Here is a 17,733-nt window from a genome sequence, read left to right on the forward strand (position 1 = left end):
TATACACAAGGTGCGACTGCCGCTCCCGGTTTGCCGGTGGCGCTTCCTGTCCAACACCCGCTGCCACCCCGGATGATTCCCATTCGGCGGACGTTCACCCATGGTGATCGAAAAGTTACCCGCCGGACAGCACCCGGAGCAGGTCCTCGGCCGTGCGGCAGCGGTCCAGCAGCTCCTTGACGTGGTTGCGGGTCCCGCGCAGCGGTTCCAGGGTGGGCACGCGCTGCAGCGAGTCCCGGCCGGGCAGGTCGAAGATCACCGAGTCCCAGGAGGCCGCCGCGACGTGCTCCGCGTACTGCTCCAGGCAGCGCCCGCGGAAGTACGCCCGGGTGTCGTCCGGCGGCTTGGAGACGGCCCGCTCGACCTCGCCCTCGGTGAGCAGCCGCTCGAACCGCCCGCGGGCCACCAGGCGGTTGTAGAGGCCCTTCTCGGGCCGTACGTCGCTGTACTGGAGGTCGACCAGGTGCAGCCGCGGGTTGTCCCACTCCAGGGCGTCCCGGCTGCGGTAGCCCTCCAGGATCTCCCGCTTGGCGACCCAGTCCAGCTGCCGGGACAGCGACATCGGGTCGCGCTCCAGCCGGCCGAGGACGTCCTCCCAGCGGGTCAGCACGTCCACCGTCTGCTCGTCCGCGTCGGTGCCGAAGCGGTCCTCGACGTACTTGCGGGCCAGCTCGAAGTACTCGAGCTGGAGCTGGACGGCGGTGAGCTTGCGCCCGTTGCGCAGGGTGATCAGGTGCTTGAGCGTCGGGTCGTGGGAGACCCGGTGCAGGGTGCGCACCGGCTGGTCGACGGCGAGGTCGGCGGCGATGAACGAGTCCTCGATCATCGACAGCACCAGCGCGGTGGTGCCCAGCTTGAGGTAGGTGGAGATCTCGGAGAGGTTGGCGTCGCCGATGATCACGTGCAGCCGGCGGTACTTCTCGGCGTCGGCGTGGGGTTCGTCCCGGGTGTTGATGATCGGGCGCTTGAGCGTCGTCTCCAGGCCCACCTCGACCTCGAAGTAGTCCGCCCGCTGGCTGAGCTGGAAGCCGTGCGCCGAGCCGTCCTGGCCGATGCCGACCCGGCCGGCGCCGGCGACCACCTGGCGGGAGACGAAGAACGGGGTGAGGTGGCGGACGATGTCGGCGAACGGTGTCGCCCGCTTCATCAGGTAGTTCTCGTGGGTGCCGTAGGAGGCGCCCTTGTTGTCGGTGTTGTTCTTGTACAGGTGGATGGTCTGCCCGTTGGGCAGTTCCAGCGCGCGCTGCGCGGCGGCGGCCATGATCCGCTCGCCGGCCTTGTCCCAGAGCACGGCGTCGCGCGGGTTGGTCACCTCGGGCGAGCTGTACTCGGGGTGCGCGTGGTCCACGTAGAACCGGGCCCCGTTGGTGAGGATGACGTTGGCGAGGCCGATGTCCTCGTCGGTCAGCTGGCTGGCGTCCGCGACCTCGCGGGCCAGGTCGAACCCCCGTGCGTCGCGCAGCGGATTCTCCTCCTCGAAGTCCCAGCGGGCCCGCCGTGCCCGGTGCATCGCCGCCGCGTACGCGTTGACGATCTGGGACGAGGTGAGCATGGCGTTGGCGTTGGGGTGCCCGGGCACGGAGATCCCGTACTCCGTCTCGATGCCCATCACGCGCCGTACGGTCATGCGGCCCTCCTTGCCCGGTGCACCGCCCCCGACGGGCGGAGCACTCTGACGTACCGCCGAACAACACCGGCGCCGGGCCTCTGCCCGCGCACGGTGGGTCGAGCCTAGAACCCGGCGCCGAACGGCGGGCCCGGAGACGCGCCGTCCGGCTGCGGGGCCGCGAGGCGCCACAGCCGGACGGTGTGCGTACAGCTCCGGGGACCGCTGCCGGCCCGGACAACCGCGTGCTTACAGGTACTGCCCCGTGTTGGCGACAGTGTCGATCGAGCGGCCGGACTCGGCGCCCTGCTTGCCGGTGACCAGCGTGCGGATGAAGACGATCCGCTCGCCCTTCTTGCCGGAGATGCGGGCCCAGTCGTCCGGGTTGGTGGTGTTCGGGAGGTCCTCGTTCTCCTTGAACTCGTCGACGCAGGCGGCGAGCAGGTGGGAGACGCGCAGGCCCCGCTGACCGTGGTCGAGGAAGTCCTTGATGGCCATCTTCTTCGCGCGGTCGACGATGTTCTGGATCATCGCGCCGGAGTTGAAGTCCTTGAAGTACAGGACCTCCTTGTCACCGTTGGCGTAGGTGACCTCCAGGAAGCGGTTCTCCTCGGTCTCGGAGTACATCCGCTCCACCACCGACTGGATCATCGCGACCACCGTGGCCTCGACGGAGCCCTCGTGCTCCTTGAGGTCGTCCGGGTGGAACGGCAGCGAGTCCTTGAGGTACTTGGAGAAGATGTCCTTCGCGGCCTCGGCGTCCGGGCGCTCGATCTTGATCTTGACGTCCAGGCGGCCGGGCCGCAGGATCGCCGGGTCGATCATGTCCTCGCGGTTCGAGGCGCCGATGACGATGACGTTCTCCAGGCCCTCCACGCCGTCGATCTCGGCGAGCAGCTGCGGGACGATGGTGTTCTCCACGTCCGAGCTGACGCCGGAACCGCGGGTGCGGAACAGCGACTCCATCTCGTCGAAGAAGACGATGACGGGCGTGCCCTCGCCCGCCTTCTCCCGGGCCCGCTGGAACACCAGGCGGATCTGCCGCTCGGTCTCGCCCACGTACTTGTTGAGCAGCTCGGGCCCCTTGATGTTGAGGAAGTAGCTCTTCCCCTGGGGGCGTCCGGTGACCTCGGCCACCTTCTTCGCCAGCGAGTTGGCGACCGCCTTGGCGATCAGCGTCTTGCCGCAGCCGGGCGGGCCGTAGAGCAGCACGCCCTTGGGCGGGCGCAGCTCGTACTCCTTGAAGAGGTCGGCGTGCAGGTACGGCAGCTCGACCGCGTCGCGGATCAGCTCGATCTGGTTGCTCAGGCCGCCGATCTGGCGGTAGTCGATGTCCGGGACCTCCTCGAGGACCAACTCCTCGACCTCGGACTTCGGGACGACCTCGAAGACGTAGCCGGAGCGGGGCTCCAGCAGCAGGGCGTCCCCGGACCGGATGGTCAGCCCGCGCAGCGGTTCGGCGAGGCGCACCACCCGCTCCTCGTCGGTGTGGCCCAGCACCAGGGCGCGCTCGCCGTCCTCCAGGAGCTCCTTGAGGGTGACGATCTCGCCGATGTTCTCGAAGGCCATCGCGTCCACGATGTTGAGGGCCTCGTTGAGCATCACTTCCTGGCCGCGCCGCACCTCGTCGAGGGCGACGCTCGGGCTGACGTTCACGCGGAGCTTGCGCCCGCCGGTGAAGATGTCCGCGGTGCCGTCCTCGTTCGCGTCGAGGAAGGTGCCGAAGCCGGCCGGGGGCTGTGCCAGCCGGTCCACTTCCTCCTTGAGGGCCACGATCTGGTCGCGGGCCTCTCGCAGGGTGGAGGCGAGCCGTTCGTTCTGGGCGGTCACGCCCGCCAGGTTGGTCTGGAGCTCGACGATCCGCTCTTCGAGGATCCTCGAATTGCGCGGCGAGTCGGCGAGCTTGCGGCGCAGCACGGCGATTTCCTGCTCAAGGTACGAGACCTGAGCGGCCTCGTCGGAACCACGAGCGGGCCTGCCGGTGCTGCGGTTGTAGTCGTCATCGTGGGCTGCCACGGTCCTCACCTCCTCCGGGGAGCTGGACGCTTCCAGACCCTACCTGGGACCAGGGGTCCGTAAACCCCTAGATCAAGAAAGATGGAACGGGCGTGTCCGATCTTCGCCCCAGCGTGCTTCCCCTCTGCTAAGGGGGATACCCACCGCGCACCACCCAAAGCGGGCCAGATGTATCGTCGAGCGAAGTGATATCCGATCGCGACCACAAGTCGAGGTCCGATCGTTGTACGAATGGCGGGATTGCTCCAGGAATAGGGGCGACCCGGGACAGAAACGGCAGGGGACCATGTCGGTGACCGAGCAGACGGCGGCGGCCGAGGCGCTGGAGGTGTGGATCGACCAGGATCTGTGCACCGGTGACGGCATCTGCGTGCAGTACGCGCCCGAGGTCTTCGAGCTCGACATCGACGGGCTGGCCTACGTGAAGGGGCCGGACGACGAGCTGCGCCAGCAGCCCGGGGAGAGTGCCCCGGTGCCGCTGACGATCCTTCAGGACGTGGTGGACTCGGCGAAGGAGTGCCCCGGCGACTGCATCCACGTGCGCCGGGTCGCCGACCGGGTCGAGGTGTACGGCCCCGACGCGGAGTAGGACGGGCCGGGCTCAGGCCTGGTGGAGCGGGGCGGCGGTCTGGGAGCGTTCCCAGCCGCCGCTCCGCTGCGTCCAGGTGAGGTCGAGCGAGATGTCGGGCCGGAACCGCGGCACGTCCTCGCTCGAATACCCCTGCGCGTGGCCGGTGATGGCGCCGTCCGAACGCACCGCGATCCGGCTCACGGTGAGGTTCTCGCGCTCGGGGAGCAGGGTGGCCACCACCTCGGGGCGCCCGCCCGGGCCGAAGCCGAGCAGGTAGACGGCGTCCGGCGGGGTGCCGGTCTCGGTGGCGCAGTGCGCGGCGACCACCGTGCCGGGGCGTCCGTCGCCGAGCCGGGCCGGCACGCTGAGCGCCGTCTTGACCGGGAACGGGCCGCAGTCCAGCGGGAGTTGGGCCCGGGCCGGGTCGGGGGCGGCGCTCGCGACGAGGGCCTGGGGGGTGCCGTGCGCGGGCACCGGGGTGCCGGTCGCCGGGGAGGCCGCGAGCGCGGCCGCCACCACCGCGCCGCAGCCGGCCAGGGCGACGGCCCAGTGCCAGGGGACGGTGCGCGCGTGACCGGGCCCGGAACGGCCCCGCGGTGTCTGCTGTCCAACCGTCGCCGTCGTCCCGACCGCGGTCTCCACCAGGCGTCCCCTCCAGCGCTCCAAGAGCCAAGGCGTGAGCCAGCATCGTCCCACACCGTGATCGGCGGAATGCGAAAGGGGTGGTACGAGCGGTGTGCTCGTACCACCCCTTGTCGGTGGGTTCGGGGCTCAGCCCAGGTCGGGCTGGTCCGCCTCCGTGGCCTGGGCGGCCTTGCGGGCGGCGGCGCGCTCCTGGAGGGTGGGCTCGGGCGTCCCGTTGTCGTAGTCCTCGCCGTACGCGCCCTTGGCCGGACGGCGGCGGCGCAGCGGCGGCTCGACGCCGTCCGCCAGGCGGCGGGCGGTGAGCAGGAAGCCGGTGTGGCCGATCATCCGGTGGTCCGGGCGGACCGCCAGGCCCTCCAGGTGCCAGGTGCGGACCATGGTCTCCCAGGCCTGCGGCTCGGTGAAGGTGCCGTGGTCGCGCAGCGCCTCGACGGTCTTCGACATCTGCGTGGTGGTGGCCACGTAGCAGCAGATGAGGCCGCCGGGGACGAGCGCCTTGGAGGCGACGTCCAGGCACTCCCAGGGCGCCAGCATGTCGAGGATGACGCGGTCGACGTCGGTCTCGACCAGGTTGTCCTGGAGGTCGCCGACGGTGAGCTTCCACGCCGGGTGCGGGCCGCCGAAGTAGCGCTCGACGTTGCCCTGGGCGATGTCGGCGAAGTCCTGCCGGCGCTCGTAGGAGGCCAGCATGCCGGTGTCGCCGACGGCGCGCAGCAGGTAGGTGGAGAGCGCGCCGGAGCCGACGCCGGCCTCGACGACGCGGGCGCCGGCGAAGATGTCGGCCATCGCCAGGATCTGCCCCGCGTCCTTGGGGTAGATCACGGCGGCGCCGCGCGGCATGGACAGGACGTAGTCGGGGAGCAGGGGGCGCAGCGCGAGGTACGGGACGTTCCCCGTGGTGCGCACGACCGTGCCTTCGGGGGCGCCGATCAGCTCGTCGTGCGGGAACGCACCCTTGTGGGTGTGGAACTGGTTCCCGGCCTGGAGCGTGAACGTGTAGTGGCGACCCTTGGGGTCGGTCAGCTGGACCTGGTCCCCGACCTGGAAGGGCCCGCGTCGGCGGGCGGCACCGGTCGGTTCGGACATGCGGACAATCCTAAGGGAAGCGGAGCCTTCCGCCTTACCACCATGATCAGCGGCCGGAGACGGCGGCGGTCAGCCGCTGCTCGATGTCGCTGAGCGCGGCCACGCCGTACACCCGGCCGTCCGGCTCGACCACCAGGTACTCCCCCGCCGGGGTGGCCTGGACGGCCCGCAGCAGGTCCTCGCCGCCGAGGTCGGCGTCCAGCCGCAGCCCGGGTTCGAGGTCGCGGGCGAGCGGGCCGACGGCCACCCAGGGGCGGCGGTGATCGGGCACCGAGCGGACGGCGGACTCCCGGACGAGGGCGATCGGCTCGCCCCGGCCGTCCACCACGATCACCGCGCCGGCCCCGGCCTCGCGGGCGCGGCGCAGCGCCTCGCCGAGCGGGGTGTCGGCGGTGACCTCGACGGCCCGCCGGGCCAGCTCGCGCAGCCGCAGGGAGGGCAGCACCTCCTTGAGCCGGGCGTTGCGCAGGCTGCCGGTGGCGCCGTTCCAGATGATCGCGGCGAGCACCGCGGCCAGCACCGCGTCCACCAGGGTGTCGGTGGTGGTGCGCTCGACCCCGCGGGCGGCGCTCAGCAGCGGCAGGCCGATCAGCACGGCGACGGCCAGCCCGCGGCCGACCCAGGCGGCGGCCACCGTGCCGGTCATCGGCCGGCCGGTGATCGCCCAGACGACCGCGCGCAGCATCCGGCCGCCGTCCAGCGGCAGTCCGGGCAGCAGGTTGAAGGCGGCGACCACCAGGTTGGAGACCATCAGGCCGGTGAGCAGCACCCCGGGCACGGTGGACAGCTCCACCGCCCGCACCCCGAGGTAGAACACGCCGCCGAGCAGCAGCGAGAGCAGCGGGCCGACGAAGGCCAGCCAGAACTCCCGCCAGGGGCTCTCCGCCTCGTTCTCGATCTCGGAGACCCCGCCGAAGAACTGGAGCTGGATCCGCCGCACCCCGAGCTTGTACCGCAGTGCGACCAGGGTGTGGGCGAGCTCGTGCACCAGGACGGAGGCGTAGAAGGCGACCGCGAAGAAGAACGCGACCAGGTAGCGGGCGCCGCCGAGGTCGGGCAGCACGTCGCCCAGCTGCCCGCCGAACACCCAGGTGATCAGCGCGGCGATGACGAACCAGGAGGGGGTGACGTAGATGGGCACGCCGAAGGGCCGGCCCATCAGGATTCCGCCGCGGCGCTCGGGCGGCGGCGCGGCCGGGCGCCCGTCGCCCGCCTGCGGTGGCTGTTCGGAGGGCTGCTGCCCCCTGCTGTCGCTCACCGTGATCCCTTCGGTCGTCTCCCCCGTCGTGCCCGGTGCGCCCACGCTACGTGATCGCGGCCCCCCGGCGCTGCGCGGCCCTCCTTCTGCCTTCATACCCACTCACCGGCGGCTGTGGCAGCACCGTGGCAGCGGGATGACAGCAAAGGGCAATAGGGTCGTAGCCATGCAGCACACCCAGACCAGCAGTGCCGCCGGGCGCCCGGCGGCACCCCCGACCGGGCTCTCCCCGTCCCGAGCGGGGGACTTCCTCACCTGTCCCCTGCTGTACCGGCTGCGGGTGATCGACCGGCTGCCCGAGCCGCCGAGCTCGGCGGCGACCCGGGGCACGCTGGTGCACGCGGTGCTGGAGCGGCTGTTCGACAGCCCGGCGGCCGAGCGGACCCCGGACCGGGCGCTGGGCCTGCTGCGCCCGCAGTGGGAGCGGCTGCTGGGCGAGCGCCCGGAGCTGGGCTCGCTGTTCCCGGACGACCCGGACGGTGCGGCGCTCACCCGCTGGCTGGCGGACGCCGAGAAGCTGGTCGGCCAGTGGTTCCGGCTGGAGGACCCGACCCGGCTGCACCCGGTGGAGCGGGAGCTGTACGTGGAGACGGCCCTGGACTCGGGGCTGCTGCTGCGCGGCTACATCGACCGGGTGGACGTCGCCCCGACCGGCGAGGTCCGGCTGGTGGACTACAAGACCGGCCGGGCGCCCTCGCGGGACTTCGAGGGCAAGGCGATGTTCCAGATGAAGTTCTACGCCCTGGTGGTGTGGCGCTGGAAGGGCGTGCTCCCCAAGCGCCTCCAGCTGGTCTACCTCGGCGGGGGCGGGGACGTGGTCAGCTACGACCCGGACGAGGCGGACCTGCTCGCGGTGGAGCGCAAGCTCCGGGCGCTGTGGGAGCGGATCGGCCACGCGGTGGCCACCGGGGACTTCCCGGCGACCCGCAACCGCCTCTGCGACTGGTGCGACCACCAGGCCAGCTGCCCGGAGTTCGGCGGCACCCCGCCGCCGTACCCGCTGCCGCTGGCCCGTACGTCGGATGAAAGCGATCCCACGGGGGATCCGATGAGCAAGGAGTCCTAGGTGACGATCCGAGTGCTGCTGGTCGACGACCAGCCGCTGCTGCGCACCGGTTTCCGGATGATTCTGGAGGCCGAGTCCGACCTGGTGGTGGTCGGCGAGGCCGGCGACGGCCAGCAGGCGCTGGACCAGGTGCGGGCGCTGCAGCCCGACGTGGTGCTGATGGACATCCGGATGCCCAGGATGGACGGCGTCGAGGCGACCCGCCGGATCGCCGGCCCGGGGCGCGACGGCCCGGCCAAGGTGCTGGTGCTGACCACCTTCGACCTGGACGAGTACGTGGTGGAGGCGCTGCGCGCGGGTGCCAGCGGCTTCCTGCTGAAGGACGTCCCGGCCGAGGAGCTGGTGCAGGCGATCCGGGTGGTCGCGGACGGCGCGGCGATGCTGGCGCCGAGCATCACCCGCCGGCTGCTGGACATGTACGCCACCAAGCTGCCCTCGGGCGACGAGGCGCCGCCGCAGGCGCTGGGCGCGCTGACCGAGCGTGAGCTGGAGGTGCTGAAGCTGGTGGCGCGCGGGCTGTCGAACGCGGAGATCGCGGCCGAGCTGTTCGTCAGCGAGACCACCGTGAAGACCCACGTGGGCCATGTGCTGACCAAGCTCCAGCTGCGCGACCGGGTGCAGGCGGCGGTGTACGCCTACGAGAGCGGGCTGGTGCGCCCGGGCGCCCTGTAGCAGGCCGCTAGCGGCCAGGGCGGCAGAAACGTCACAGCGGCCCGCCTGCTTCCCCGTACCGACGGGGAAGCGGGCGGGCCGCCGTCCTGCGGGCGCTACTTGTTGGTCCGGCTGATCTCCCAGAAGCGGAAGTAGCCGGTGGTGTCGACGGTGGACTCGACGCCGGTGACGTACGAGCGGGCCGCGAAGAAGGACTTGTTCTGGTACAGCGGGATCAGCGGCACGTTCTCGGCCTCGATCTGCTGTATCTGCGCGTAGGTGCCGGCCGCGGCGCTGCGGTCGGTCTGCTTGAGGCCCTCCGGCACCAGCCGGCCGCTGATCCGCGGGTCGTCCCAACCGTGGTGGTACGCACCGCCGTTGATCAGCAGCGGGGCGAGGTAGTTGTCCGGGTCCGGGTAGTCGGCGAACCAACCGATGATGTACGCCTGGTACTTGCTCTCGGCCCAGCCCTTGCGGTACGAGTCCCAGTCCGGCTCCTGGGCGAGCGTCACCTGGAACAGGCCGCCGGTCTCCAGCTGCTTCTTCAGCGTCTCGGCCTCGTTGCTGCCGGCCCGCGAACGGGACCAGGTCAGCGTGAACTTGACCGGGGTCTGGACCTTGGCGTCGGCCAGGATCTTCTTGGCCTTGTTCACGTCCTGGTCGCCGTAGCGGTCGAAGAAGGCCGTGGTGTGGCCGGGCAGGCCGGCCGGGACCATGGAGTAGAGCGCCTGGACGGTGCGGGCGAAGACGTCGCGGGCCAGCGCCTTGCGGTCCATCATCTGGGCGACGGCCTGGCGGACCGCGACGTTGCTCATCAGCGGGTCCTTGGTGTTGAGGACCAGCGAACGGGTGTCGTTGCTGTCGCCCTCGGTCACCTGGAGGTCGGCCTTGCCGCCCTGCTGGTCGGAGCGGACCTGGGCGGCGGTGTTCGGCTCCAGGCTGTTGTCGGTGAGGTCGATCTCGCTCTTGTCCAGCGCGGTCTTCAGGTCCTCGGCCTTGTCGAAGTACCGCACGGTGAACTTGCTGTTCCGGAGCTTGGCCTCGCCGCCGTACTTGTCGTTGGCCGACAGCACGACCTTGCCCAGCTGCTTGCCGCCGTTCAGGTTCTCGACCGAGTCGATGCGGTACGGGCCGGAGCCGATCAGCTTGTCGTTGGGGACGACCTTGTCGGCGGGGTAGACCTGGTGGTCCACGATGGCGCCGGCCGGGCTCGCCAGCTTGGCCGGCAGGGTGGCGTCGGGCGCGGAGAGGTGGAAGAGCACCTCGTTGTCGCCCTTGGCCTCGACGGACTTGATCGAGTCCAGCAGTTCGACCGGGCCGTTCTGGTCGTTGATCTTCTTGGTGCGCTCGATCGAGAAGACCACGTCCTGGGCCGTCATCGGGTGCCCGTTGGAGAACTTCAGACCGGGCTTCAGGGTGCAGTGGTACTCGGTGGCCTCGGCGCTGGTGAACTCGCAGGACTGCGCGGCGTCCGGGGAGGGCGCGCTGGCGGCGGCCTGGAAGGTGAGCAGCGACTGGAAGGTGTTGCGCAGCAGCAGCCAGGAGCCGGAGTCGTAGGCGGCGGCCGGGTCCAGGACACCGGTCAGCTGGCTGGTGCCCATGGTGATGGACTTGCCGCTGTCCCCCTTGACCACGTCGGTCACCGATCCGCAGCCCGCCACCGACACGGCGACCAGGCCGGCGCAACCGAGTACTGCCAGGCGTTCAGCTGAAGTCTTCACGAGGCGCGTCCTTCTGGGTGGCACGAACTGGAGTAGCGTGCCATATCGAACACGCACGACCGGTACCCGTGCAGATGACGTTTGGGACACGGTCGTTGAGGGCATCACCACGCGCCCGACGAGTTGTCAGCCAATGACCGTTTTCTCCCCCGGCAGCGCCGGTCCGGGGGCTCGCCGGGCCTCGTACCGGCGAGTAGAGCCGCCTCGCAATGAGACGACAATCACACCCGCGAGGCGACCAGGGAGCGCAGCAGGTCGAGGTCGACCTGCTCCAGCGAGGACACCACCAGCCGCCCCGGAGCCGGCTCGACCGGCGCCACCGAGGGCACCGCGATCACCGGGCAGCCGGCCGCCTCGCCCGCCCGCACCCCGGTCGGGGTGTCCTCGACCACCACGCAGCGGGCCGGCTCCGCGCCCAGCCGCCGGGCCGCCTCCAGGTACGGGTCCGGGAACGGCTTGGTGCGCGGCACCTCGTCCCCGCCGATGCTGAAGGCGAAGTGGTGGGCGCCCAGCGAGCGCAGCACGATGTCGATCACGTGCCGGTGCGAGGCGGACACCAGGGCGGCCGGGATGCCGTGCGCGGCAAGGGTGTTGAGCAGCCGCTCGGCGCCCGGCATGAGCGGCACGCCGCCCGCCAGCAGGTCGACGAAGCGCTGGTTGACCAGCACGCCGAGGTCCGCCGGCGCGATGTCCGCCCCGGTCCGGGCGACCAGGTACTCCATCACCCTGGCCATCGGACCGCCGACCACGTGGGCGCGGTCCGCCTCGTCCAGCTCGTGGCCCAGCTCGGCGAAGAGCGAGGCCTCGGCCTGCCACCAGAAGTCCTCGGTGTCCACCAGCGTCCCGTCCATGTCCAGCAGCACCGCCTGGAGCCCGCGGTCGTCCCCGTGGTCGAGGATGCGCGTGGCAGTGGGGCTGGTGGTCATGGCGGGGGTCCTTCCGGCAGGCCCGGGCGGCCCCGGGGAAGGCACGGGCCGGCCCGCAGGTGAGCGGACCGGCCCGTTCAGGATCATCAAGGATACGCCCGCTTCGTCCGGAAAGAGCGAATGCGACGGGAACCGGGGGTTACCGGGCGTTGAAGTACTTCGCCTCCGGGTGGTGGATCACGATCGCGTCGGTGGACTGCTCCGGGTGGAGCTGGAACTCCTCGGAGAGCACCACGCCGATCCGCTCCGGCTTCAGCAGCTCGGCGATCTTGGCCCGGTCCTCCAGCTCGGGGCAGGCCCCGTAGCCGAGCGAGAAGCGGGCGCCGCGGTACTTGAGCGCGAACATGTCCTTGACGTCCTGCGGGTCCTCGCCGGAGAAGCCCAGCTCGTAGCGGACCCGCGCGTGCCAGAACTCGGCCAGCGCCTCGGCCAGCTGCACCGAGAGGCCGTGCAGCTCCAGGTAGTCCCGGTAGGAGTTCTCGGCGAACAGCTCGTTGGCCGCCTCGGAGATCCGGTTGCCCATGGTGACCACCTGGAGGCCCACCACGTCCCGCACCCCGGACTCCTCCGGGCGGAAGAAGTCGGCCAGGCAGAGCCGGCGCCCGCGCCGCTGGCGCGGGAAGGTGAAGCGGGTGCGCTCGGTGCCGTCCTCGTGGAAGACGATCAGGTCGTCGCCCTTGGAGTTGGCCGGGTAGTAGCCGTAGACCACGGCGGCCTCCAGCCAGCCCTCGGTCTGCAGGCGGTCCAGCCAGGCCCGCAGCCGCGGCCGGCCCTCGGTCTCCACCAGCTCCTCGTAGGACGGCCCGTCGCCGGCCCGGGAGGCCTTCAGGCCCCACTGGCCCTTGAACAGCGCGTCCTCGTCCAGCCAGGAGGCGTAGTCCGCGAACGGGATGCCCTTGACGATCCGGTCGCCCCAGAACGGCGGGACGGGCACGGCGTTGTCGACGGCGACGTCGGAGCGGATCTGGCCGAGGTTGACCTCGGGCTCCGGCTCCTCCACCTCGACCCGGGCGTGCCGGCGCTGCTTGAGCTCCGGCAGCGCCGCACCGGGCACGCCGCGCTTGACCGCGATCAGCGCGTCCATCAGCCGCAGGCCCTCGAAGGCGTCCCGGGCGTAGCGGACCTCGCCCTCGTAGATCTCGTGCAGGTCCTGCTCGACGTAGGCCCGGGTGAGCGCGGCGCCGCCGAGGATCACCGGGAAGCTCGCGGCCAGCTTGCGCTGGTTCAGCTCCTCCAGGTTCTCCTTCATGATCACGGTGGACTTCACCAGCAGGCCGGACATCCCGATGACGTCCGCGTTGTGCTCCTGCGCGGCGTCCAGGATCGCCGAGACCGGCTGCTTGATGCCCAGGTTGACCACGTTGTAGCCGTTGTTGGACAGGATGATGTCGACCAGGTTCTTGCCGATGTCGTGGACGTCGCCCTTGACGGTGGCCAGCACGATGGTGCCCTTGCCCTCGCTGTCCGACTTCTCCATGTGCGGCTCCAGGTGGGCCACCGCGGTCTTCATCACCTCGGCGGACTGGAGCACGAACGGCAGCTGCATCTGGCCGGAGCCGAAGAGCTCGCCGACCACCTTCATGCCGGACAGCAGGGTGTCGTTGATGATCTCCAGCGCGGGCCGACCGGCCAGCGCCTCGTCCAGGTCGGCCTCCAGGCCCTTGCGCTCGCCGTCGATGATCCGGCGCTGGAGGCGCTCGTCCAGCGGCAGCGCGGCCAGCTCCTCCGCCTTGGACGCCTTGACCGAGGCCGAGGAGACGCCGTCGAACAGCTCCAGCAGGTGCTGCAGCGGGTCGTAGCCGTCCCGGCGGCGGTCGTAGACCAGGTCGAGGGCGGCCTCGCGCTGGTCCTCGGGGATCCGGGAGATCGGCAGGATCTTGGAGGCGTGCACGATCGCCGAGTCCAGGCCGGCCTCCACGCACTCGTGCAGGAAGACCGAGTTCAGCACCACCCGGGCGGCCGGGTTGAGGCCGAAGGAGATGTTGGACAGGCCCAGCGTGGTCTGCACGGCCGGGCGGCGGCGCTTGAGCTCGCGGATCGCCTCGATGGTCTCGATGCCGTCCCGGCGGGACTCCTCCTGGCCGGTGGCCAGGGTGAAGGTGAGGCAGTCGACCAGGATCGAGCCCTCGTCGACGCCGTAGTCGGCGGTGAGCTCGGCGATCAGCCGCTCGGCGATCTCGACCTTCTTGTCGGCGGTGCGGGCCTGGCCCTCCTCGTCGATGGTCAGCGCGATCAGGCCGGCGCCGTGCTCGCGGGCCAGCGAGGCGATCCGGCCGAAGCGCGAGTCCGGGGCGTTGCCGTCCTCGTAGTTGACCGAGTTGAGCACCGCGCGGCCGCCGAGCGCCTCCAGGCCGGCCCGCAGCACCTGCGGCTCGGTGGAGTCCAGCACGATCGGCAGGGTGGAGGCGGTGGCCAGCCGGCCGGCGATCTCCTTCATGTCGGCAACGCCGTCGCGGCCGACGTAGTCCACGCAGAGGTCCAGCAGGTGGGAGCCGTCCCGGATCTGGTCGCGGGCGATCTCCACGCAGGCCTGCCAGTCGCCGGCCAGCATCGACTCGCGGAACTTCTTCGAGCCGTTGGCGTTGGTGCGCTCGCCGATCGCCAGGTACGAGGTGTCCTGGCGGAACGGCACGGCCTGGTACAGCGAGGCCGCCGAGGGCTCGGGGCGGGGGTCGCGCGGGGCGATCGGGCGGCCCTGGACCCGCTCGACCACCTGGCGCAGGTGCTCGGGGGTGGTGCCGCAGCAGCCGCCGACCAGCGAGAGGCCGTACTCGCGGGTGAACACGTCGTGGGCGTCGGCCAGTTCGGCCGGGGAGAGCGGGTAGTGGGCGCCGTCCTTGCCGAGCACCGGCAGGCCCGCGTTCGGCATGCAGGACAGGCCGATCCGGGCGTTCTTGGCCAGGTAGCGCAGGTGCTCGCTCATCTCGGCCGGGCCGGTGGCGCAGTTGAGGCCGATGTAGTCGACGCCCAGCGGCTCCAGCGCGGTGAGCGCGGCGCCGATCTCCGAGCCGAGCAGCATGGTGCCGGTGGTCTCCACCGTCACCTGCACCAGCACCGGCAGGTCCAGGCCGGCCTCGGCCAGGGCCCGCTTGGAGCCCAGGATGGCGGCCTTGGTCTGCAGCAGGTCCTGGCTGGTCTCGACCAGCAGCGCGTCGGCGCCGCCGGCGATCAGGCCGGCCGCGTTCTGCTGGAACCCGTCGCGCAGCGTCTCGTACGGGGCGTGGCCGAGCGTCGGCAGCTTGGTGCCGGGGCCGATCGAGCCGAGCACCCAGCGGGTGCGGCCGTCGGCGGCGGCGTGGGCGTCGGCCGCCTCACGGGCGATCCGGGCGCCGGACTCGGACAGCTCGAAGATCCGCTCGGCGATCTCGTACTCGCCGAGGGCGCTGAAGTTGGCGCCGAAGGTGTTGGTCTCCACGCAGTCCACGCCCACCGCGAAGTAGGCCTCGTGGACGGACCGGACGATGTCCGGGCGGGTGGTGTTGAGGACCTCGTTGCAGCCTTCGAGGTTCTGGAAGTCCTCCAGCGTCGGGTCCTGCGCCTGGAGCATGGTGCCCATGGCACCGTCGGCGACCACCACCCGGGTGGCGAGCGCTTCACGCAGCGCGTTCGCACGGTTCTGCTGAGTGATGGACGGGGTGGCTGCTGTGGCCATGGGCTTCTCCCTGGTGCGACGGCTGTCGGCTTTGCGGACCCGCTTGCTCGGGCCCGCACGTGGCCAGGGTATCCGGCCCACGGGTCGGCCCGCCGTTCCATTCCGTATCCTGAGCGTTCGACCGCAAGGGGGGAGCAAGCGCGTGGCCCGATTCGGGACCTCCGCGCAGCGAGCCGGTCGGGCCCTGACGGCCCCGTTCCGCGTGCTGCGCGACCGCTGGCGGGCGTGGTCGTGGTGGCGCCGGTCACTGCTGGCCCTGGTGCTGGTGGCGGCCGTGCCGGCCACCGCGCTGGGCTCGGTGTTCGTGCTGTTCCGGCTGCACTACACCGGCGAGCCCGCCGCCGACGCCCGCACCCGGGGCCGGGACGCGCTCTGGCTCGGCCACGCCTGGGTGGACGGCCGCAGGACCGAGGCCGACGTGGCCGCGCTCGGCCGGCAGCTGGCCGGCACCGGCATCCGGGACCTCTACGTGCACACCGGCCCGCTGGAGCACGACGGCTCGCTGCCGCCCGCCGTCCACCCCCGGGGCCGCTGGTTCACCGACACCGTGCACCGGGAGCTGCCCGGCGTACGGCTTCAGGGCTGGCTGGGCGACGAGGTCAAGCCGGAGAAGGACGCCCTGGACCTGGAGGACGGCCCGACCCGGGACCGGGTCACCGCCTCCGCCCGCCAGGTGCTGGACCTCGGCTTCGACGGGGTGCACTTCGACATGGAGCCGATCCGCCCGGGTTCGGCGGGCTGGCTGGCCCTGCTCGACCAGGTCCGCCCGGTCACCGCGGGGCGCGGCGCCAAACTGTCGGTGGCGGCCCCGCAGATCGACCCGGTCCCCGGCCTGCACACGGCCGGGATCCTGCTCACCGACCACGGCAAGTGGTGGGACCAGGCGTACTTCACCGAGACCGCCCGCCGGGTCGACCAGATCGCGGTGATGAGCTACGACACCTCGATGCCCACCGAGCCGCTGTACGGCGGCTACGTCGCCCGGCAGACCGAACTCGCCCTGCGGGCCACCCCGGCCGACGTGGACCTGCTGATGGGCCTGCCGTTCTTCTGGGACGACAAGTGGGGGCACTGGGGCGACGCCGAGACCGTCCGGGCCGCCGTCCGGGGCGTCCGGCTGGGCCTGGGCCGGGAGGACCGGCGGCGGGCCGGCTTCGGCGTCGCGCTGTACGTGGACTTCGCCGCGCTGCCCGAGCACTGGACGGCGTACCGCGACGGCTGGGTGGACCCGGAGTAGCGCGCCCGGCGGGCCCGTGCGCCGGGCGGCGGCGGGCACAGCGCGTCGCCGGTCGAACACGCTCCGCCCCTGGTGAACGCCTGACGGACCGTCAGCTCCGGCACCGCCGATATCCGGTGGATCCCGGCGGTCCGCTCCCCCAGACTGTCCCGGTGCCCGGCCGCGGTGCGCATCAAAGCCCGTAGGCTGGGCAGGTAGGGACCATGGAGCGAGGCGTTCCATGGGAGACGAGAGGTTCGACAGTCGGCAGCCGGCCCGTCGGCGCCCCGGCAGGCCAGCCGGGGCGGCGCAGGTCCGACCGCCGACCGGAGGGAGACGCTGGGTGATCGAGCTGGAAGATGTTCCCGAGTTGATCGACCCGGTGATGGTCTGCGCCTTCGAGGGCTGGAACGACGCGGGCGACGCCGCCTCCGCGGCTCTGGCACACCTCGACGAGACCTGGAACGGCAAGGTGTTCGCCGCGCTGGACGCGGAGGACTACTACGACTTCCAGGTCAACCGGCCCACGGTCTGGCTGGACGGCGGCATCCGCCGGATCACCTGGCCGACCACCCGGCTCTCGGTGATCCGGGTGACGGAGCCGACGACCAGGGACGTCGTGCTGGTCCGCGGCATCGAGCCGAGCATGCGCTGGCGCTCGTTCTGCAACGAGCTGCTGGGCTTCGCCCACGAGCTGGGCGTCGAACTGGTGGTGATCCTGGGCGCCCTGCTCGGGGACACCCCGCACAGCCGCCCGGTGCCCGTCAGCGGGGTCACCTCCGACCCGGACCTGGCCCGTCGGCTGGACCTGGAGGAGAGCCGCTACGAGGGCCCCACCGGCATCGTCGGGGTGCTCCAGGAGGCCTGCACCCACGCCGGGGTGCCGGCCGTGACGCTGTGGGCCGCGGTGCCGCACTACGTCTCGCAGCCGCCGAACCCGAAGGCCACCCTGGCCCTGGTCAACAAGCTCGAGGACCTGCTGGACCTGCGCATCCCGCCGGGCGAGCTCGCCGAGGACGCCCGGGCCTGGCAGCTCGGCGTGGACCAGCTGGCAGCCGAGGACAGCGAGGTGGCCGAGTACGTCCAGCAGCTGGAGGAGGCGCAGGACACCGCGGAGCTGCCGGAGGCCTCCGGCGACGCCATCGCCCGCGAGTTCGAGCGCTACCTGCGCCGCCGGGAGAACGTCGGGCCGACCGGCGAGAAGCCGGTGGCCGGGCACGCCACGGCGGAGCGGCCGGCCGATCCGGAGGCGCCGGGCGGCGCCCGGGAGAGCCAGGACGGCGCCGAGGACGAGTAGCCCGTACCGCACACGCCGAAGG

13 protein-coding genes are annotated in these 17,733 nt (G+C 71.6%); 5 read left to right on the forward strand and 8 right to left on the reverse strand.

The window, feature by feature from the left end; genetic code table 11:
* Positions 1-115: 115 nt before the first annotated feature.
* Positions 116-1,627: a depupylase/deamidase Dop gene (gene dop, locus ACFRQN_RS22450; protein ID WP_049651998.1), complete on the reverse strand. Its 1,512-nt coding sequence runs from the start codon at positions 1,625-1,627 to the stop codon at positions 116-118.
* A 228-nt stretch (positions 1,628-1,855) separates the two neighbouring features.
* Positions 1,856-3,622 (reverse strand): proteasome ATPase, encoded by a 1,767-nt coding sequence (gene arc / locus ACFRQN_RS22455; RefSeq protein WP_049651997.1) that lies wholly within the window; start codon positions 3,620-3,622, stop codon positions 1,856-1,858.
* A 286-nt stretch (positions 3,623-3,908) separates the two neighbouring features.
* Here arc and ACFRQN_RS22460 point away from each other — a divergent pair, with 286 nt between their 5' ends.
* Complete coding sequence (locus ACFRQN_RS22460; RefSeq protein ID WP_049651996.1) at positions 3,909-4,211, forward strand: ferredoxin; 303 nt, start codon at positions 3,909-3,911, stop codon at positions 4,209-4,211.
* A gap of 12 nt (positions 4,212-4,223) precedes the next feature.
* On the opposite strand, the gene ACFRQN_RS22465 is transcribed toward ACFRQN_RS22460, so the two are convergent.
* The 3 genes from ACFRQN_RS22465 to ACFRQN_RS22475 all read right to left on the reverse strand — a co-directional run bounded on the left by ACFRQN_RS22465 (position 4,224) and on the right by ACFRQN_RS22475 (position 7,182).
* Positions 4,224-4,835, reverse strand: a complete 612-nt coding sequence (locus tag ACFRQN_RS22465) for a hypothetical protein (RefSeq protein ID WP_380741655.1) — start codon at positions 4,833-4,835, stop codon at positions 4,224-4,226.
* Positions 4,836-4,964: 129 nt separating this feature from the next.
* On the reverse strand, positions 4,965-5,924 hold the full coding sequence (locus ACFRQN_RS22470) for a tRNA (adenine-N1)-methyltransferase (protein WP_049650977.1): 960 nt from the start codon (positions 5,922-5,924) through the stop codon (positions 4,965-4,967).
* Between the two features lie 46 nt (positions 5,925-5,970).
* On the reverse strand, positions 5,971-7,182 hold the full coding sequence (locus ACFRQN_RS22475; RefSeq protein ID WP_380741656.1) for a site-2 protease family protein: 1,212 nt from the start codon (positions 7,180-7,182) through the stop codon (positions 5,971-5,973).
* Positions 7,183-7,348: 166 nt separating this feature from the next.
* On the opposite strand from ACFRQN_RS22475, the gene ACFRQN_RS22480 reads away from it, so the two are divergent.
* Both ACFRQN_RS22480 and ACFRQN_RS22485 read left to right on the forward strand, forming a co-directional pair.
* Complete coding sequence (locus tag ACFRQN_RS22480) at positions 7,349-8,248, forward strand: RecB family exonuclease (RefSeq protein ID WP_049650979.1); 900 nt, start codon at positions 7,349-7,351, stop codon at positions 8,246-8,248.
* Positions 8,249-8,920 carry a response regulator transcription factor gene (locus ACFRQN_RS22485; RefSeq protein ID WP_049650980.1) on the forward strand — a complete coding sequence of 224 codons (672 nt, stop codon included), beginning with the start codon at positions 8,249-8,251 and terminating at the stop codon, positions 8,918-8,920.
* 95 nt (positions 8,921-9,015) lie between these two features.
* On the opposite strand, the gene ACFRQN_RS22490 is transcribed toward ACFRQN_RS22485, so the two are convergent.
* The 3 genes from ACFRQN_RS22490 to metH form a co-directional block, all read right to left on the reverse strand.
* On the reverse strand, positions 9,016-10,620 hold the full coding sequence (locus ACFRQN_RS22490) for an ABC transporter substrate-binding protein (protein WP_158077697.1): 1,605 nt from the start codon (positions 10,618-10,620) through the stop codon (positions 9,016-9,018).
* Positions 10,621-10,841: 221 nt separating this feature from the next.
* Positions 10,842-11,546: an HAD family phosphatase gene (locus tag ACFRQN_RS22495; protein ID WP_049650982.1), complete on the reverse strand. Its 705-nt coding sequence runs from the start codon at positions 11,544-11,546 to the stop codon at positions 10,842-10,844.
* Positions 11,547-11,685: 139 nt separating this feature from the next.
* On the reverse strand, positions 11,686-15,198 hold the full coding sequence (gene metH / locus ACFRQN_RS22500) for a methionine synthase (RefSeq protein WP_380741657.1): 3,513 nt from the start codon (positions 15,196-15,198) through the stop codon (positions 11,686-11,688).
* A 142-nt stretch (positions 15,199-15,340) separates the two neighbouring features.
* Between metH and ACFRQN_RS22505 the strand changes: the two genes are divergently transcribed.
* Entirely contained in the window at positions 15,341-16,435 is a 1,095-nt protein-coding gene (locus ACFRQN_RS22505) for a hypothetical protein (protein ID WP_380741658.1), read from the forward strand.
* A gap of 322 nt (positions 16,436-16,757) precedes the next feature.
* Complete coding sequence (locus ACFRQN_RS22510) at positions 16,758-17,711, forward strand: PAC2 family protein (RefSeq protein ID WP_049650984.1); 954 nt, start codon at positions 16,758-16,760, stop codon at positions 17,709-17,711.
* Positions 17,712-17,733 lie beyond the last annotated feature (22 nt).

It is taken from the genome of Kitasatospora sp. NPDC056800, assembly GCF_042789775.1.
In the GTDB taxonomy this organism is placed as follows: domain Bacteria; phylum Actinomycetota; class Actinomycetes; order Streptomycetales; family Streptomycetaceae; genus Kitasatospora.